The sequence below is a fragment of the Nocardioides sp. NPDC057767 genome (assembly GCF_042798275.1).
Lineage (GTDB): Bacteria > Actinomycetota > Actinomycetes > Propionibacteriales > Nocardioidaceae > Nocardioides.
The window spans coordinates 84,988-100,802 of the sequence record NZ_JBHVKJ010000002.1 but is presented as its reverse complement, the minus strand read 5'-3'; the positions used below and the strand labels follow the sequence as shown (position 1 = coordinate 100,802).

The window sequence follows — 15,815 nt, the reverse complement described above, 5'->3', positions numbered from 1 at the left end:
GCTCAGTCGCGTCCGGGCTCGGCGCCGATCAGAGTGATTCGGTCGCCGCCGAAGTGGTAGTTGTGCATCGCGTCCAACCGCGGTGCGTACGCGTGCAGGCTGAGCGCCGGACGCGGGCCGACGTTGCGTACGTCATGGACGTGGCCGGCGGCGTGCGCCCGGACATCGCCGGGGCCGACGTCGGCGAGCTGCAGGCCGCCGAGCCAGTTGTGCTCGACCAGGCTGCCGGTGATCACGGTGAAGGCGGTGGTGGCGGTGCCGTGGTCGTGGAAGCCGGTGCTGGCGCCGGGCGCCCAGGCGATCAGCCACACCTCGACCGCGGCATCGCGACGGAGCAGGTGGAACTCGCGCCCGGTCTCGGGCGGCTGCACCTGCGCGATCAGGTTCTCGTCGGCGGCGTAGGTGCGGATGGCGTCCAGCAGGGGCTGTGTGGCAAGTGCGGTCATGGTGGCCTCCTCCAGAAGCGTCGTGCGTTTAAGTATAGTAGATCAGTCCACTTTGACAATGGAGTTGTGCTCCCACCCCAGACGTACCATTTCAACCATGGGTTACAACGTGGAGAAGTCCGACGAGGAGTGGCGCGCAGAGCTGTCGCCCGAGGAGTACGCAGTGCTCCGCCAGGCGGGCACCGAGCGGGCATTCACCGGTGAATACACCGACACCGAGACCAAGGGCGTCTACTCCTGCAAGGCCTGCAAGGCCAAGCTGTTCGAGTCCGACACCAAGTTCCACTCCGGCTGCGGCTGGCCGTCGTTCTACCAGCCGATCAGCGACACGATCGAGTACATCGAGGACAAGTCGCACGGGATGGACCGGGTGGAGGTCCGCTGCGCCAACTGCGGCTCCCACCTCGGTCACGTCTTCCCCGACGGCTACGGCACCCCGACCGGCGACCGGTTCTGCATCAACTCGATCTCGATCTCGCTGGAGCCCGCGGACCAGGCCTGATCCGGCTAGCGTGGCGCCGTGACAGTGCGGATCGCCATGTGGTCAGGACCGAGAAACCTCTCCACGGCGTTGATGCGCTCGTTCGAGAACCGGCCGGACTGCACGGTCCTCGACGAGCCGCTGTACGCCGCCTACCTCGCGGCCACGGGCCTCGACCATCCGGGCCGTGACGACGTGCTCGCCTCCCAGCCGAACGACTGGCGGGTCGTGGCCAAGGAGATCACCTCCGGGCCGGTCGGCTCGGCGGTGCAGTACCAGAAGCACATGACCCATCACCTGCTTCCGGAGATGGACCACGGCGCCTTCGCCGGGCTCTCGCACGCGTTCCTGGTGCGGGACCCGGAGCGGGTGCTGACCTCGTACGCGAAGGTCCGTGAGGAGCCGACGCTCGAGGATCTCGGGCTGCCGCAGCAGGTGGCGCTCTTCGAGGAGTTCGGCGGGCCGGTGGTCGATGCCGCCTCGATCCTGGCCTCGCCGCGGGCCTCGCTGACCGCACTGTGCGAGGCGCTGGGGATCGAGTTCGACGAGGCGATGCTGGCCTGGCCGGCCGGCAGGCGCGACTCCGACGGGGTGTGGGCCCCGCACTGGTACTCAGGTGTGTGGGCGTCGACCGGGTTCGCGGCCTCCTCCCCCGGCGCGGCCGACCCGCTGCCACCACGCCTGGCGCCGCTGCTGGAGCGCTGCCTGCCCTACTACGATCGCCTCGCCCCCTATGTCATGGCCCCCACTATCAGGAAGGGTGACTGATGCTGCAGACATATGACCCCCGCAACGACGACATCCAGGTCTGGATCAACGGCGAGCTCACCCACCGCCTGGAGGCGCGGATCTCCCCGTTCGACTCGCTGGCCCAGGGCGGCGACGGCGTCTGGGAGGGCCTGCGGCTCACCCGGGGACGGATCTTCAAGCTCTCCGAGCACCTCCTCCGGCTGCGGCGCTCGGCGCGGGCGATGGCCTTCTCCGACATCCCGTCCGACGAGTTCATGACCCAGGCGATCCGCGAGTGCCTGGCCGCCAACGACATGCGCGACGACGTCCACATCCGGCTCACCCTCTCCCGCGGCGTGAAGGTGACCTCCGGCATGGACCCGCGGCTCAACCAGTCGGGCCCCACGCTGATCGTGCTGGCCGAGTTCAAGTCTCCGGTCTACGACGACTCCGGGATCACGCTCATCACCGCGGCCCAGCGCCGCCCGCGCGCCGACATGCTCGACCCGAAGATCCACCACAACAACCTGATCCCCTCGATCCTGGCCAAGGTCGAGGCCAACAGCGCCGGGGCCGACGACGCGCTGATGCTCGACGATCTTGGCTTCATCGCGGAGACGAACGCCACCCACTTCTTCCACGTACGCGACGGGGTGCTGCGCACCTCGACCACCAAGGCGTGCCCCGAGGGGATCACCCGGGCCACCGTCCTGGAGCTCGCCGCCGACCTCGGCCTGCCGGTGGACGTCGGTGACTTCTCGCTCACCGACGCCCACACCGCCGACGAGGCCTTCGTCACCGGCACCATGGGCGGCATCACCCCGGTCGTCTCCCTCGACGGCCGCCCGATCGAGCGCGGGCCGGTGACGCAGCAGCTCGCCAAGGCGTACGCGGACCTGCAGGCGACCTCGGGGACGGTCGTCGTCGGCTGACGCCTCACTCCACCGGCTCGAAGACGGCGCCGTCGAGAATCACTGTCCCCTTGCCGTACTTCTCGTCGAGGCGCTCTTGGAGACCGCCCTCGTCGATCAGCACACGCAGATGGACGACGCCACGAGACAGACCGCTGCTGACGTGGTGCGGCTGGTCCGAGAGCTCCTCCTGGATCTTGCCGAGCTCCTCCTGCGACACCGTCGCGCGCGAGACGCAGAGCATCCCGCCCCAGGTCTTGCGCAGCTCCTTCTCGGCCGCAGCGGGGTCACCGGTGACGCGTACGTTGAGGATGAGCTCGCGCGGGTCGTTCATCGGGCGTGCCACCCGCGTCTGGTCGAGCCACAGGTCGCTGTAGCCCGGCAGCCGTTGGGCGGCGGCCACGGTCGCCTCCTGGGTCTCCACCGTGGTTCGCTCGGGATCGAGCACCTTCCAGCCACCCTCGGGCTCCGGGCACGGACTGCTGAAGTCGATCTCCTCGGTCGGCGGAACCGACGCGTCGGCGGCCGGCACCGCGTCGGTCACGGCGAACGTCGTGTCGTCGAGCGTGCCCGTGACCTGGAACTCACCCCAGCGGGTGCCCGCCTGCTCCTCGTGCTCGGGATGGTCGGCCCAGTCCCAGCCGGTCATCTCGAGCCCGTCGCACTGTGGCGGCATCGACTCCGCGATCGCCCCGTAGCAGAGCTGCGGCCCACCGCCGTCGTCGAGCACCATCACGGTGCTCGTCGAACGGACGGTGCCGCCCGCCGCGGCCGGGTCGAGCACCCGGTCGTTCCCACACGCGCTCGCTGCCACCAGGAGCAGCACCCACCCATATCGCCACATGTTGTTTTGACGGCTGAGGCGCTGCCTACGTTGCGCTGCCCTGGCCGTCGCGCCAGCCGACGAGCTCCTCCAGGAACGAGAGGTCGTAGTCGGGGCCGTTGACACCGTGGGTGAACAGCGTCGCCCCGGCGTCGGCGAACGCCTTGGCCGACTCGACGTCGCTGACCTCGACGGAGATCTCGATCTCGGAGACGTCGCGGCCGACACCTCTGCAGTGCTCGGCGAGGATGCCGCGCTTGCGATCGAGGGTGGGGATGTCGGAGAAGGAGTGCCAGATGTCGGCATGCTTCGCGACGTACTTCAGGGTCTTCTTCTCCCCGCCGCCACCGATCATGACCGGGATCTTCCGGACGGGGGCGGGGTTGAGCTCGGACCAGCGCTTCTCGATGCGCGGGAGCGCCTCGCCGAGGGCGTCGAGGCGGGAGCCGGCGGTGCCGAAGTCGTAGCCGTACTCGGTGTAGTCCCGCTCGAACCAGCCCGACCCGATGCCGAACAGCAGCCGGCCGTCGGAGATGTGGTCGACGGTGCGGGCCATGTCGGCGAGCAGCTCGGGGTTGCGGTAGGAGTTGCAGGTCACCAGGCAGCCGATCTCGACGCGCGTGGTCTGCTCGGCCCAGGCGGCGAGCATCGTCCACGCCTCGAAGTGCTTGCCGTCGGGCTCACCGTAGAGCGGGTAGAAGTGGTCCCAGTTGAAGATCACGTCGACGCCGATCTCCTCCGCGCGGCGCGCGGCGTCGCGGATCTGGGCGTAGTCGGCGTGCTGGGGCTGGATCTGGACTCCGATGCGGATGGTCATGTGTCCAACCCTACGGAGCGCCTGGCTTCCGTACCCGCACGAATCGGCCCTATCGTTCGGCAGGCGGCGGATCGTGCCGTACGAGAGCTGAAGAGGGGTGCGAGATGCGATTCGGGTGGAACCTGCACGAAGACGGCAAGAACGTACGTGAGGGGGCGATCGTCAAGCCCGGTGAGCGGCTCAGCTGGCCACGCACGATCGGCTTCGGCGGCCAGCACGTGGTCGCCATGTTCGGTGCCACGTTCCTGGTGCCGCTGCTGACCGGCTTCCCGCCGACCACGACGCTGTTCTTCTCCGGCCTCGGCACCCTGCTGTTCCTGCTCATCACGCGCAACCGGCTGCCCTCTTATCTCGGCTCCTCCTTCGCCTTCATCGCGCCGATCGGTGCCGCGATGGGCGGCGGCGGGATGGGCGCTGCGCTCTTCGGCATCCTGGTCACCGGTGCACTGCTGGCGCTGGTCGGCGTGATCGTGATGGTCACCGGCACCGGCTGGATCGAAGCGCTGATGCCGCCGGTGGTGACCGGTGCGATCGTCGCGCTCATCGGTCTCAACCTGGCCGGTGCCGCGACCAACAACGTGGTCGGCGGTGACCCCGCGAAGCCCGACAACGGCGCGGTGCTGGTCGCCGCGATCACCCTGGCCACCGTGCTGGTCGTCGCGGTCGCCTTCCGCGGATTGATCGCCCGGCTCTCCATCCTGGTCGGAGTCGTCGTCGGCTACATCGCCGCGCTGATCCTGGGCCAGATCGACACCTCGGCGTTCGAGAAGGCTGCCTGGTTCGGGCTCCCCGACTTCACCACGCCGGACGTGACCTGGTCGGTCGTGCCGATGTTCCTGCCGGTCGTGCTCGTCCTCGTCGCCGAGAACGTCGGCCACGTACGCAGCGTCGCCCACCTCGCCGGCGACGACACCATCAACCGCGAGACCGGGCGGGCACTCTTCGCCGACGGCCTCGCCACCACCATCGCCGGTGGCTTCGGCGGCTCGGCGACCACGACGTACGGCGAGAACATCGGCGTCATGACCGCGACCCGGGTCTTCTCGACCGCCGCCTACTGGGTCGCCGGCGTGGTCGCGATCCTGCTCTCGCTGTCGCCGAAGTTCGGCGCGTTGTTGAACACCATCCCGGCCGGCGTGCTCGGCGGCATCACCGTCGCGCTCTACGGCCTCATCGGCCTGATCGGTATCCGGATCTGGCTCGACAACCGGGTCGACTTCGCCGACCCGGTCAACCAGTTCACCGCCGCCGTCGCACTGGTCATCGGCATCGGCAACCTGACCCTGACCTTCGGCGACCTCACCTTCACCGGCATCGCGCTGGGCACGATCGCCGCGGTCGTGATCTACCACGGGATGCGCGCGCTGGCGCGGCTGCGGAGGTAGTCGTGAAGCTGAGAGTGGCCCATAGGTCACTCTCAAGCTTCACAACGTCCACCGCAGTGCTCGCGCGCCCTCCCCGCGACCCAGCCCGGGTCCCGAACCGAGACGACCTGGCACGGGAGCGGGTCCAACCTCATCGGGTCACGGAGCGTCGTACGTCCTGCGCGCAGCTTGTTCGAGCACGCGCATCTGGTGATCGGCGAGCGGCATGAATCCCTCGGGTGCGATCCCACTCATCAGATCGCTCTCGCGGGTCTTGCCCACGAGCACCCCATCTTCCATCCACTCCTGCGTGAACAGGTCTGGGGGATCCGCGAACGGCAGACCCTCGCTGCCCATCCATGCGACGCGGGCCCCGGCCGCGATGATCGCGTCCAGTTGACCTTCGATCCGATCGAGCGCTTGCCGATACTGGAGGTCGTCGGCGAATGCGCAGTCGATTCCCAAGATGTTCCAACCCTCTCCGAACAACCGGAACGGACGCGCGACTTCCGCCCCCACTCCGAGAACTTGTTCATCGAGCTGCTCAGACGGTGCCGACGCCTCGGGCCACAACCCGTAGAGGATGTAGCCAGTACGCTCCTCGCCGTCGACGAACACTGACGTTCCTAGAATCATGTCAATCCCCAGTTCACGGCTTGGTTCGGGCTGATGGTGTCTGCAGTAGCCACTTCGCCGGCATACTTTCCTTCCTTGAACACCATCACGAAGACATCCGTCCCGTCGATTTGTCCCGTGAAGCCCTTCACTCTTTGCCCGCCCTGAAGTACGTGGTCGAACGTGGCAGTCGGCCTCTCCAGAATCGGCACCAACGCATCGCGAATCTCCTTCGGGCTGTTCTTCCCGCTCCAGGGTGAGAGCAACTGTCGCTCGATGAGGTGCCTAGAAGCATGCTGAAGGCGCCGATTGGTGAGCGCCGACGCCCCTTCGCCCTCTGCGAACCCGATCGGGTGGCAAGGAGTGAGGCCACTCGGGTCCGTCCAAGACGTGGGGTTGACCACGTAAGAGTTCGGATTGGGAGCCGGGGCCAGGCCGAGCGGGTCTTGACTCAGATACCGACCGGTGGCGGGGTCGTAATAGCGGTGGTGGTTGTAGTACAGACCCGTCTCATCATCGGCGTACTGACCCGCGAACCGCAACGGCGTCGAGGATGCCTCGGCGGGCACACCCCAGATGGTGCGACGTGCATGCCAAGCCAGATCACCAGAAGCGGTGACGAGCTCGGAGGGAGCACCAGCGAGGTCGGAGACGATGGAGTAGAAGCGCGCGTTGACCTCGTCGTCGGTGAGCTGGACCTGAGCGAGTGGCTGATAGCCCTGGTGTGCCCAGGAAAGGGTGTCGCCGCGTCCGCCGGTCTGCTCGACCAGGACGGAGCCGTCCCAGGCGAAGAGAGTCTCCTCGACGACCTCGCCGGACTCAGCGTGGCGGCGCTTGGTGACGCGGCGGCCGAGGGCGTCGTAGAGGTAGGTCCAGCGGGTGCCGTCGGGGGTGCGGACGGCGGTGAGGCGGTCGTTGGCGTCCCACTCGTAGAGCCAGGTGTCGGGCTTCTCGGAGAGGCGGGTGCGGGTGTGGCGCACCAGGCGGCCCTGGGTGTCGTAGGCGTAGCGGCTGCGCCCGGCGCGGGTGAGGAGAGTGCCGTCGTAGACGCGGCGCTCGGTGTCCCCGCCGCCGATGGCCGAGCGGGTGATGTTGCCGAGGGGGTCGTAGGAGTAGGTCTCCGAGACCGAGTCGTCGAGGGCGACCGAGGTGATCCGGTCGGCCAGGTCCAGCTCGAAGCGGCGGGCGCCGGTGAGCTTGTCCTCGACACCGATCAGGCGGCCCGCGGACTCGTAGGCGTAGGTGCGCTCCTGGAGCACATCCGCCGGCGAGGAAGCGGCATTGCGCGCGAGGCGTTGGGTCAGAGGCTGCCCCAACGCATCCCAGGTCTGTTCCAGCACGAGGTCGCCGGTGATGCGCCGGGTCTCGCGGCCGGACAGGTCGTGCTCGAAGGCGATCTCCTGGCCCGCGACAGTCATCCGCTCGGGCGCGAGCCCGAGACCGTAGGACCACTCCGTCTCGACACCCGCAGGCGTCGTGCGACGGGTCGGGCGACCGAGGGCGTCGTACGTCTTGGCCATACGCCGGCCGTTGACCGACTCCGCGAGCACCCGACCGAGCGGGTCTCGCTCGATGACCAGGTCGACGCCTGGAGAGGTCGCCCGCAGGAGGCGGCCGACCGGGTCGTACGCCATCGTCGTGGTCTGGTCGTCGGCCTGCTCGGAGACGACGTTGCCGAGGGCGTCGTAGTCGTAGACCAGTCGCTGCCCTGCGCCGTTGACCTGCTCGACCATCTGGCCGGCGGCGTCGTAGGCGTAGGTCAGGGTGCGGCCGTTGTAATCGGTCTCGGTCGCGAGGCGGCCGGCCTCGTCGTAGACGTAGGACCAGACGGAACCCTGGGGGCTGGTCACCGAGGTGAGCCGCAGCTCGGGGTCGTAGGCGTAGCGCGTGGTCGAGCCGTCGGGCGCCATCACCTCGGCCGGCATGTCGAAATGGGTGAACCTGGTCATCGTGACCCGGCCGGCGGGGTCGGTGTAGGAGACCGGGTTGCCCTCGCCGTCGTACGTCCAGGACTCGGTCGAGCCGTCCGGAAGCACCCGAGACGCGAGCTGGCCGTCGACGGTCCAGGAGTAGGTCGTGCGCGCGCCCAGGGCGTCGGTGCTGGCGACAACCCGGCCGAAGTGGTCGCGCTCGAACTCGGCCCAGCGGCCGTCGGGCTCGTCCACGCGCCGCGGCAGACCCGCGGCGTCGGTCTCGATGGCGCGAACGCGGCCGAGCGGGTCGGTGACCGATGCCAGGTGACCGTCGGCCCCGTAGCCGAACGAGGTGGTGGCGCCGGTGGGGTCGGTGGCCGAGGTGCGGCGCCCGGCCTCGTCGTAGGCCATCGTGGTCGCGGAGCCGTCGGGCAGCACCTGGCCGGACAGGCGCGGCCCGGCCGGGGTGTCGACCCACTCCATGGTGATCTGGCTGCCGTCGTGGCGGGTGACCTCGGTGAGGTTCCCCGTCGCGTCGTAGACGAACGACGTGCGGCGACCCAGCGGGTCCACCCGGGCCAAGAGCTGGTTCTGCTCGCTCCACTCCGAGCTGGTTGCGCCACCGAGCGGGTCGATGGTCGCGACGACCTGGTAGCGGGAGTTGATCTTGAAGACCGTCGCGAGGTCGCGGGAGTCGGTGACCCGGGTCTCGCGCAGGCCGCTGGCATTGGGCTCGCCGTAGGTGAACGTGTTCCGCATGACGCCCTCGGAACCACCCTGGGAAACACAACGACCTCGGTCGTCGTAGACGTAGTCGTAGAAGGTCCCGTTGCGGTCGACCCAGCGGGTCAGACGGTGCCGCTCATAGCCGAACTCGAGCTCCTCGCCGGAGCCGTTGACGACGCCGACCAGATCACCGTGGGCGTCGTAGCGGTAGCCCGTCACCTGCACCGCATCGGCGCCGTCGGGGCGGGTCATCGACAACCCGGTCACCCGATTTCCGGTGGTGGCCACCTGCACCCGGTACCCGGCGCTGTGGGTCACCTCCGCGGGTGCGCCCTGCTCGTCACGCGTGAACCGGATCCAGTCGCCGGAGGGATTCGTGATCGACGACAGCCAGGCGGTGCCGCCCACGGCGGTGCCGTAGTGGCGGGTCTCGCCGGTCACCGTGTCCAGCAGGCGATAGCCACCGTCGTCGCCGACGTGCAGCCGGAGCGACCCGCCCGCGACCGGCCGGGCGTCCTCGCCGGCCGTGAGGTTCTTGAAGACATGCGCTCTGGTGTCGGCGGCCACGACAACTACTGAGCGCCGTCCGACCAGATCGGTGTGGACATCGATCCGCTCGTCGAACGTCGAGGACCATGAGAGCCCGAACCAATGACCGTAGGTCCAGTCGCTGGAGTGCTTCCGGGTCAGGACCAACGGGAGATCGCCCGGCAGCGACAGGTCGGTCTGCTGTAGGAAGACCGCACCCGTGGCCACGTCGACCGGGTCACCACAGGCCTGCTGGTCGCGGCTTCCGTCCTTGTCCGTGCCGCCCTTGTCCGAGGGCAGGCCGTCGGTCCGGCCGGGCTTGTCGGAGCCGGACCTAGCCATGTCGCTGTCCAGGTCGCGCCGGGCATCCGCGTGCTTCCGGATCCCGTCGGCGACATCGTCGGCGTTCTTCTTCAGCGAGCGACCGACGTCGCTGAGCGCCTTGGTCGAGGCATCTCGGAGCTCCTCGACGACGTCATCCATCTTTCTGGCCATCGAAGGTCTCCTAGGACTGGAAGAAGGGCAGGGCGGACACTTCGGCTGCGAAGGTGGTGCAGAGGTCGTACTGATCCGCGCCGCAGTCGTTGAGCGCCGTGGCGATCTGCTCCATCACGTCGTAGCTGAGCTCGGTCGCGGCGGTCGCGTCCCCGTCGGTCACCAACGGGGCGTCGGCGATCGCGATGGCGAGCTCGGCGATCGTTCCGGTGAGCGGCTCGATCACCATGGAGGCGAGCTGGCCGATGAGCTCCTCCATCGCGATGTCGGTGGCGATGTCGAGCGCCTTCTTCCGCACCGCGATGAGCGCGGCGTTGCCGGCCACGCTGAGACCGGCGGTGACCACCGCGGTCGCGGCGGCAGCCGCGATCTGTGCGGCGGTGATCGTCAGCTCGGCGATCACCTTCACCTTCAGCGCGACGATCGCGTCGGCGGCGACATCGATCCCGGTCGCGACCCCCGGCAGCGCGTCGAGCACCGCATCCATGTTGGCCGTACGGTTCTCGGTCCACGCCCTGATCAGCGCATTCGTCGACTGGGCCTTGGCTCCGTCTCCGAGCTCGTTGACCCGGACCTGCAGGTCGTCGAGGGTGCCCCGCAGGTCGGACTCGAGCCCGCGCAGCAGCTGCGCGGCGTCACGGACCGCGTCCTCGTCGACGTTCGGCCACTCGTAGCCGAGCAGGTCGAGTACGAAATCGAGCTCTCCCGGGATCGTCATCCCCACACTTCTGCCCTCCCGCGGTCGTTTGGAGATCAGGCGACCATGGCGGGATCGGCAATCGACCCCGAGCACGAGCCACCGCGACGGATGAGGCTAGTGGAGACGTACGGAGGCCGACAGCGAATTTCCGGGACCCGGCCGAGCGGTCAGGGAAGGCGCTCCAGGAGGTCGGCGACGTCGACGCGGGCACCGGTGTAGAACGGCACCTCCTCGCGCACGTGGCGACGGGTCTCGGAGCCGCGGAGGTGACGCATCAGGTCGACGATTCGGGAGAGGTCGTCGGCCTCGAAGGCCAGCATCCACTCGTAGTCTCCGAGCGCGAAGGACGGGACCGTGTTGGCCCGCACGTCGGGGTAGTCGCGCGCCATCTGGCCGTGCTCGGCGAGGAGGCGGCGGCGCTCCTTGTCGTCGAGGAGGTACCACTCGTAGGAACGGATGAACGGGTAGACCGCGACGTAGTCGTGGGTGCGCTCGTCGGCGAGGAAAGCAGGCAGGTGGCTCCGGTTGAACTCGGCCGGGCGGTGCAGGGCCATCTGCGACCAGACCGGCACCAGGCGGCCGCCGAAGGCGGTGCGGCGCAGGCGGTGGTAGGCCGACTGGAGCTTGTCGGAGGAGTCGGCGTGGAGCCAGAACATCACGTCGGCGTCGGCGCGCAGGCCGGCCACGTCGTAGGTGCCACGCACCACGATGTCCTCCTCGGCGAAGGCGGCGAAGAGCTCCTCGACCTCGACCGCCTCGGCCTTCCGATCGGCGTCGCCGAGGGTCTCCTCCAGCGAGAAGACCGACCACATCGTGTAGCGGATGGTCGCGTTGAGCTCGTTGATCTTGGCTGCGTTGGACTTGATGTCGGCCTGCGGGTCGGTCATGCCCCCATTTTGCGCCACGGCCGGTCACCGGTTTCCCACCGGGCTCTATGGTGAGCGCATGCTGCCGCTGCGTACCCGCATCTTCGCCTTCCTCCAGGAGCGCCTGGTCAAGACACCGCTGAACGCCGAGGAGATGATCGCCCTGCGGGCCCAGCGCGAGGGGTTCCGCACCGGACCGGTCACCGCGCTTCTCTTCGGCCGCCCCGCGGACGTCGAGGTCAAGGAGACGTACGTCGACGGGCGCCGCTTCGCGATCTACACGCCTCCTGGCGTCGGCGAGGCGGCACCGGTCGTCATCAACTACCACGGTGGCGGCTGGTGTCTCGGGACGCCGGAGCAGAGCGCGTGGGTCTCCTCGCACGTGGCCGCGGAGACCGGGTCGATCGTGATCGCGCCGGCCTACCGGCTGGCCCCCGAGCATCCGTTCCCGGCTGCCGTCGAGGACGCCTGGTCTGCCCTGGAATGGGTGGCGAAGAATGCTGCCGACCTGGGCGGCGACCCGTCGCGGATCGCCGTGATGGGTGACAGTGCCGGCGGCAACCTGGCGGCAGTGGTGTCCTTGATGGCCCGCGATGCGGGCGGACCCACGGTGCGGGCTCAGGTGCTGATCTACCCGGCGGTGGAGATGTACGAGAAGTTCCCCTCCGAGGCCGCCAACTCCAACGGGCCGGTGCTGACCTCGACGCAGATGCACACCTTCGGCCACCTCTACATGGGCGAACGCTACGGCGACGAGTCCTGGCAGGCCTCCCCCCTGCGTGCCACCTCGCACGCCGACCTGCCGCCGGCGCACATCATCACCGCGCTACACGACCCGATCCGCGACCACGGGACTCGGTATGCGGAGGCGCTGCGTGCCGCCGGATCGCCCGTCTCGCTGGTCGACTACGACACCGCGTTCCACGGGTTCATGTCGCTGCCCGGGGTCGCCCCGGCCGCGCCCGAGGCGCTCGCGGGGATCATCGAGTTCCTGCGGGATGTCGACCGAGGTGACTCGGTCAGCGGTCACTGACTTCGCGGAGTTCCAGGAAGTCGGTGAGCGCTCGCCGAGTCATCTCGGTGAGCATTCAGCCGATCTCGGCCGCTGCCCGGTGAGCCGAGCCGATGGTGGCAGGAATGCCGACGCCGTCGTAGGAGGCTCCGGCGAGGGCCAGACCGGGCACGCCGCGGAGCCCTTGGCGGATCCGGGCGACCCGGTCGAGGTGACCGACCGGGTACTGCGGGAGCGCGTCGGTCCAGCGCTGGACGTGCACGTCGGTCGGCTTCGCGGTGATCCCGGCGATGTCGGCCAGGGCCGCGAGGGAGTCGGCGACCAGGCGGTCGTCGTCGTCCGAGGGCGGCTCGCCGTGGCGTCCGATGGAGGTACGCAGGTAGTTGCCGCGCTCCCCCACCCACGCCCACTTGGCGAACGAGAAGGTGGACGCCTTGATCGCGCACTCCTCGACCGGCGGGACGAGGAACCCGGACCTTCCGGCCAGCTCCGCGGGAAGCTCGGGGAAGGCGAAGGTCACCACCGCGACGCTCGCGGTCTCGATCCCGGAGAGCTCACGGGCGACCGACGGGGCGGTCGAGCGGAGCAGTCTCGCGGCCACCGGAGCGGGGGTGGCGATCACGACGGCGTCGGCCGCCTCGACCTCGCCGCCGATCTCGATCAGGAAGCCCTGCGGGGTCCGGGTGACGGTGTCGACCGGGGTGTCGAGCCGGATGTCGAGGCTCTCGGCGAGGGTCTCGGGCAGCCGGGACATGCCGCCGTCGATCCCGGCGAAGACCGGCACGTCGGAGGCAGGCAGCGCCGCGGCGGCCTCCAGCAGCGACCCCTTCTCGGCGAGCATGAACAGCTGCGGCGCGGCCGCCTTCACCGAGATCGCCCGGGCGTGGCCGGCGTAGACCCCGGCGAGCAACGGGTCCGCGAGCCGGTCGGCGGTCTCGTCGCCGAACCGCGAGGCGATGAAGTCACCGACGGAGATGTCCTCGTCCGTCTTCGCAGGTGGGAGCGTGGGTTCGCGGCGTACGACCTCCAGGGTCTCCTCGGAGAGGAGACCGGCCGACTCCAGCGCGGGGAGGTCGAGAGGTACGCCCATGATCGAGCGTGGGATCGGCCGCAGCGCGCCGCGCGACCAGATCGCGGACTTCGCGTCGGTCGGGTGCACGATCTCGAGCCCGAGCTCACGGGCGAGGGATACGCCCTCCGGCCGGCGGTTGAGCATCGCCTCGGCACCGACGTCGACCAGCTGCCCGGCGACCGACTCCCCGCGGATCTTCCCGCCGACCCGGTCCGAGGCCTCCAGCACCGTGACCCGGTGTCCTTTCGACGACAGATCACGCGCTGCTGTCAGCCCGGCGATGCCTGCCCCTACGACGATCACTCGCACCGGGTCAGTCTTTCACTCTGCGCTGAGCAGATCCTGAGTCAGGTAGCGCACACGATGGTTTCGCATGTGACAGATGAGGCGCCTCAAACGCCCCATCCGTAACGACCGTGGACATTTCGTACGATCAGGCCCATGTCCGATCCCGGCGATGCCTTGGTCCGCGACCTGCACGAGCGGATGGCAGAGGCCGCGGATCCCGGGCTGGCACCGCAGATGCAGGCCTACATGAAGTCGGACAGGCCGTTCCACGGGATCGCATCACCGGTGATGAAACGGCTGACGCGCGACTGTTTCCAGGCACACCCTCTGGACGAGACGGCGTGGTTGGCCGCGACCGGGCCACGCCAGTCGTCGCGGAGTGGGCCGACGACAGCGACATCTGGGTGCGGCGTACGGCCGTCCTCAGCCAGGCACGGCACTGCGGGTGCAGAACCCCGCCATGGCGGGAATTTTCCCGCTGGACAACCTCACCCGGCGAGCCGGCCGAAGTTGGAGCGGTGGAAGACCAGGGGTCGGCCGGCGCCGTGGTCGGCGGCGTGGAGCTGAAGGAGTACGACGATGTGGTCGCCGGCCTCGACCTCGCGGTAGACGGTGCAGTCGAACCGGGCGAGGCCCTCGTCCAAGGTCAGCGCGCCGTCGACGGTCTCGCTGACGACCAGGCCGTCGAAGCGGGAGCCGACCGGACCGGCGAGCTGTCGGCAGACCTCGCCGTGGTGCTCGGCGAGCACAGTGACGCCCAGGTGCGAGGAACGGCGCAGGTCGGGCCAGGTCTTCGAGGTCCGGGCCACCGAGAACGAGACCAGCGGCGGGTCCAGGGACACCGAGGTGAACGAGGAGGCAGCCAGGCCGATCGGCTTGCCGTCGACCAGGGCCGCGACCGCGACCACGCCGGTCGGAAAGACCCCGAACGCCTTCCGCAGTGCCTGCGGATCCAGATCCTGGTTGGTCGTCAGCGGCGGTACGTGCGTCATCTCTCGTCCTCTCGTCGCGATATCATCTACTCGATGAGCCCGGGCTCGACGACCGACGTGAACTCGACCTTCTCGGGGATCTCGCCCGCCTCGAAGAAGGCATCGGCCAGCTGCTGCTCAGAGGCGATGTGCTCCTCGGTCACCGGGCCGACCACGGAGGCCTTCTTCGCCGCCACCTCGCTGGTCGTCGAGACCCGGAGCCCTGACTCCGAGGCCCAGCCCTCGCCCCACTTGTCGGGGTTCTGCTGTGCCCACTCGAAGCCGTCCCTGACCAGGCCGACGAAGTGCTCGATCGACTCGCGGGTGTCGGACTCCTCCAGCGAGGCCGCCGAGGCGATCTCGAAGGCGAGGTACGGGTCGGTGGTGCCGCCCTCGTCCGCCGTGATGTCGACGGCACCTTCCTCCTCGACGGCCTGAGTGACGAACGGGTCCCAGATCGACCAGGCGTCGACCTCGCCGGCCTGGAACGCCGCCAGCCCCTCGGCGGGCTGGAGGTACTGCGGATCGACGTCATCGAGGGTCAGGCCGGCCGACTTCAGCGCCAGCAGCAGGTGGCCGTGGGCGGAGGTGCCCTTGCCGACGGCGATCCTCTTCCCCTTCAGGTCGGCTGAGGACTTGATGTCCGACCCCTTCGGCACCAGGATCGAGTCGGTCTTCTCGTCCTGCTCCTCGACGGTGGCGACGACCTTGAAGGCGGCGCCGGCCGCGGCACCGAAGATCGGCGGCGCCGAGCCGACCCAGGCCACGTCGATCTGGTCGGCGGCGGCGGCCTCGATGATCGGCGGCCCGGCGGTGAACTCCGACCACTCGATCTCGTAGGGCAAGTCCTCCAGAAGACCGGCCTGGGTGAGCACGGAGCGGATGCCGTCCTTCTGGACGCCGACCCGTAGGACCGGCTTGTCCGCGCTTCCTGCGCCGGACGAGCCGCAGGCGACCAGTGCACTGCCGAGAAGGGCGAGCGCGGCCGGGGCCACGAGGAGACGCGTCAGGATGCTGTGTGGGGACATGATTTCGATGCCTTCTGTCTGTCGGTCGGG

The 15,815-nt window shown here is 69.0% G+C and carries 16 protein-coding genes; 6 read left to right on the top strand and 10 right to left on the bottom strand.

What is annotated here, in order from left to right; genetic code table 11:
- Nucleotides 1-2: 2 nt before the first annotated feature.
- Complete coding sequence (locus ACFVDI_RS01830; protein ID WP_378899675.1) at nucleotides 3-446, bottom strand: cysteine dioxygenase; 444 nt, start codon at nucleotides 444-446, stop codon at nucleotides 3-5.
- A gap of 97 nt (nucleotides 447-543) precedes the next feature.
- On the opposite strand from ACFVDI_RS01830, the gene msrB reads away from it, so the two are divergent.
- The 3 genes from msrB to ACFVDI_RS01815 are packed head-to-tail and all read left to right on the top strand — an operon-like array spanning nucleotide 544 to nucleotide 2,588.
- Nucleotides 544-948 (top strand): peptide-methionine (R)-S-oxide reductase MsrB, encoded by a 405-nt coding sequence (gene msrB, locus ACFVDI_RS01825; RefSeq protein WP_357335336.1) that lies wholly within the window; start codon nucleotides 544-546, stop codon nucleotides 946-948.
- Between the two features lie 18 nt (nucleotides 949-966).
- A complete protein-coding gene (locus ACFVDI_RS01820; RefSeq protein ID WP_378899672.1) occupies nucleotides 967-1,695 on the top strand; it encodes an HAD family hydrolase in 729 nt (242 codons plus the stop codon).
- Complete coding sequence (locus tag ACFVDI_RS01815) at nucleotides 1,695-2,588, top strand: aminotransferase class IV (protein ID WP_378899669.1); 894 nt, start codon at nucleotides 1,695-1,697, stop codon at nucleotides 2,586-2,588. Before ACFVDI_RS01820 ends, ACFVDI_RS01815 begins: the two co-directional genes overlap by 1 nt.
- A 4-nt stretch (nucleotides 2,589-2,592) precedes the next feature.
- Here ACFVDI_RS01815 and ACFVDI_RS01810 read toward each other — a convergent pair whose 3' ends face one another.
- Both ACFVDI_RS01810 and ACFVDI_RS01805 read right to left on the bottom strand, forming a co-directional pair.
- A complete protein-coding gene (locus tag ACFVDI_RS01810; protein WP_378899666.1) occupies nucleotides 2,593-3,381 on the bottom strand; it encodes a hypothetical protein in 789 nt (262 codons plus the stop codon).
- 55 nt (nucleotides 3,382-3,436) lie between these two features.
- Entirely contained in the window at nucleotides 3,437-4,207 is a 771-nt protein-coding gene (locus ACFVDI_RS01805) for an LLM class F420-dependent oxidoreductase (protein WP_378899663.1), read from the bottom strand.
- Between the two features lie 104 nt (nucleotides 4,208-4,311).
- Here ACFVDI_RS01805 and ACFVDI_RS01800 point away from each other — a divergent pair, with 104 nt between their 5' ends.
- Nucleotides 4,312-5,592, top strand: coding sequence for a uracil-xanthine permease family protein (locus ACFVDI_RS01800; RefSeq protein ID WP_378899660.1), 1,281 nt, complete (start codon nucleotides 4,312-4,314; stop codon nucleotides 5,590-5,592).
- A 138-nt stretch (nucleotides 5,593-5,730) separates the two neighbouring features.
- Here the strand turns inward: ACFVDI_RS01800 and ACFVDI_RS01795 are convergent, their stop codons facing one another.
- The 4 genes from ACFVDI_RS01795 to hemQ form a co-directional block, all read right to left on the bottom strand.
- Nucleotides 5,731-6,189: a hypothetical protein gene (locus ACFVDI_RS01795; RefSeq protein WP_378899657.1), complete on the bottom strand. Its 459-nt coding sequence runs from the start codon at nucleotides 6,187-6,189 to the stop codon at nucleotides 5,731-5,733.
- Between the two features lie 14 nt (nucleotides 6,190-6,203).
- A complete protein-coding gene (locus tag ACFVDI_RS01790; protein ID WP_378899654.1) occupies nucleotides 6,204-9,848 on the bottom strand; it encodes an RHS repeat-associated core domain-containing protein in 3,645 nt (1,214 codons plus the stop codon).
- A gap of 10 nt (nucleotides 9,849-9,858) precedes the next feature.
- A complete protein-coding gene (locus ACFVDI_RS01785; RefSeq protein WP_378899651.1) occupies nucleotides 9,859-10,566 on the bottom strand; it encodes a hypothetical protein in 708 nt (235 codons plus the stop codon).
- 149 nt (nucleotides 10,567-10,715) lie between these two features.
- Nucleotides 10,716-11,435, bottom strand: a complete 720-nt coding sequence (hemQ, locus tag ACFVDI_RS01780) for a hydrogen peroxide-dependent heme synthase (protein WP_378899648.1) — start codon at nucleotides 11,433-11,435, stop codon at nucleotides 10,716-10,718.
- Nucleotides 11,436-11,493: 58 nt separating this feature from the next.
- On the opposite strand from hemQ, the gene ACFVDI_RS01775 reads away from it, so the two are divergent.
- Nucleotides 11,494-12,447, top strand: coding sequence for an alpha/beta hydrolase (locus ACFVDI_RS01775; protein ID WP_378899645.1), 954 nt, complete (start codon nucleotides 11,494-11,496; stop codon nucleotides 12,445-12,447).
- Nucleotides 12,448-12,502: 55 nt separating this feature from the next.
- Here ACFVDI_RS01775 and hemG read toward each other — a convergent pair whose 3' ends face one another.
- Nucleotides 12,503-13,807, bottom strand: a complete 1,305-nt coding sequence (hemG, locus tag ACFVDI_RS01770) for a protoporphyrinogen oxidase (RefSeq protein ID WP_378899642.1) — start codon at nucleotides 13,805-13,807, stop codon at nucleotides 12,503-12,505.
- Nucleotides 13,808-13,939: 132 nt separating this feature from the next.
- On the opposite strand from hemG, the gene ACFVDI_RS01765 reads away from it, so the two are divergent.
- The gene (locus ACFVDI_RS01765; protein ID WP_378899639.1) at nucleotides 13,940-14,353 is read left to right on the top strand and encodes a DNA alkylation repair protein; all 414 of its coding nucleotides are present in this window, start codon (nucleotides 13,940-13,942) and stop codon (nucleotides 14,351-14,353) included.
- On the opposite strand, the gene ACFVDI_RS01760 is transcribed toward ACFVDI_RS01765, so the two are convergent.
- Together ACFVDI_RS01760 and ACFVDI_RS01755 are read right to left on the bottom strand one after the other, a co-directional pair.
- Nucleotides 14,275-14,778 (bottom strand): flavin reductase family protein, encoded by a 504-nt coding sequence (locus ACFVDI_RS01760; RefSeq protein ID WP_378899636.1) that lies wholly within the window; start codon nucleotides 14,776-14,778, stop codon nucleotides 14,275-14,277. The genes ACFVDI_RS01765 and ACFVDI_RS01760 overlap by 79 nt on opposite strands.
- A 26-nt stretch (nucleotides 14,779-14,804) precedes the next feature.
- A complete protein-coding gene (locus ACFVDI_RS01755) occupies nucleotides 14,805-15,785 on the bottom strand; it encodes an aliphatic sulfonate ABC transporter substrate-binding protein (protein ID WP_378899633.1) in 981 nt (326 codons plus the stop codon).
- Nucleotides 15,786-15,815 lie beyond the last annotated feature (30 nt).

Coding starts and splice junctions, on each gene's coding strand:
- ACFVDI_RS01830 (WP_378899675.1), bottom strand. CDS start 446: ATGACCGCACTTGCCACACAGCCCCTGCTGGACGCCATCCGCACCTAC.
- msrB (WP_357335336.1), top strand. CDS start 544: ATGGGTTACAACGTGGAGAAGTCCGACGAGGAGTGGCGCGCAGAGCTG.
- ACFVDI_RS01815 (WP_378899669.1), top strand. CDS start 1,695: ATGCTGCAGACATATGACCCCCGCAACGACGACATCCAGGTCTGGATC.
- ACFVDI_RS01805 (WP_378899663.1), bottom strand. CDS start 4,207: ATGACCATCCGCATCGGAGTCCAGATCCAGCCCCAGCACGCCGACTAC.
- ACFVDI_RS01800 (WP_378899660.1), top strand. CDS start 4,312: ATGCGATTCGGGTGGAACCTGCACGAAGACGGCAAGAACGTACGTGAG.
- ACFVDI_RS01790 (WP_378899654.1), bottom strand. CDS start 9,848: ATGGCCAGAAAGATGGATGACGTCGTCGAGGAGCTCCGAGATGCCTCG.
- ACFVDI_RS01785 (WP_378899651.1), bottom strand. CDS start 10,566: ATGACGATCCCGGGAGAGCTCGATTTCGTACTCGACCTGCTCGGCTAC.
- hemQ (WP_378899648.1), bottom strand. CDS start 11,435: ATGACCGACCCGCAGGCCGACATCAAGTCCAACGCAGCCAAGATCAAC.
- ACFVDI_RS01775 (WP_378899645.1), top strand. CDS start 11,494: ATGCTGCCGCTGCGTACCCGCATCTTCGCCTTCCTCCAGGAGCGCCTG.
- ACFVDI_RS01765 (WP_378899639.1), top strand. CDS start 13,940: ATGTCCGATCCCGGCGATGCCTTGGTCCGCGACCTGCACGAGCGGATG.
- ACFVDI_RS01760 (WP_378899636.1), bottom strand. CDS start 14,778: ATGACGCACGTACCGCCGCTGACGACCAACCAGGATCTGGATCCGCAG.
- ACFVDI_RS01755 (WP_378899633.1), bottom strand. CDS start 15,785: ATGTCCCCACACAGCATCCTGACGCGTCTCCTCGTGGCCCCGGCCGCG.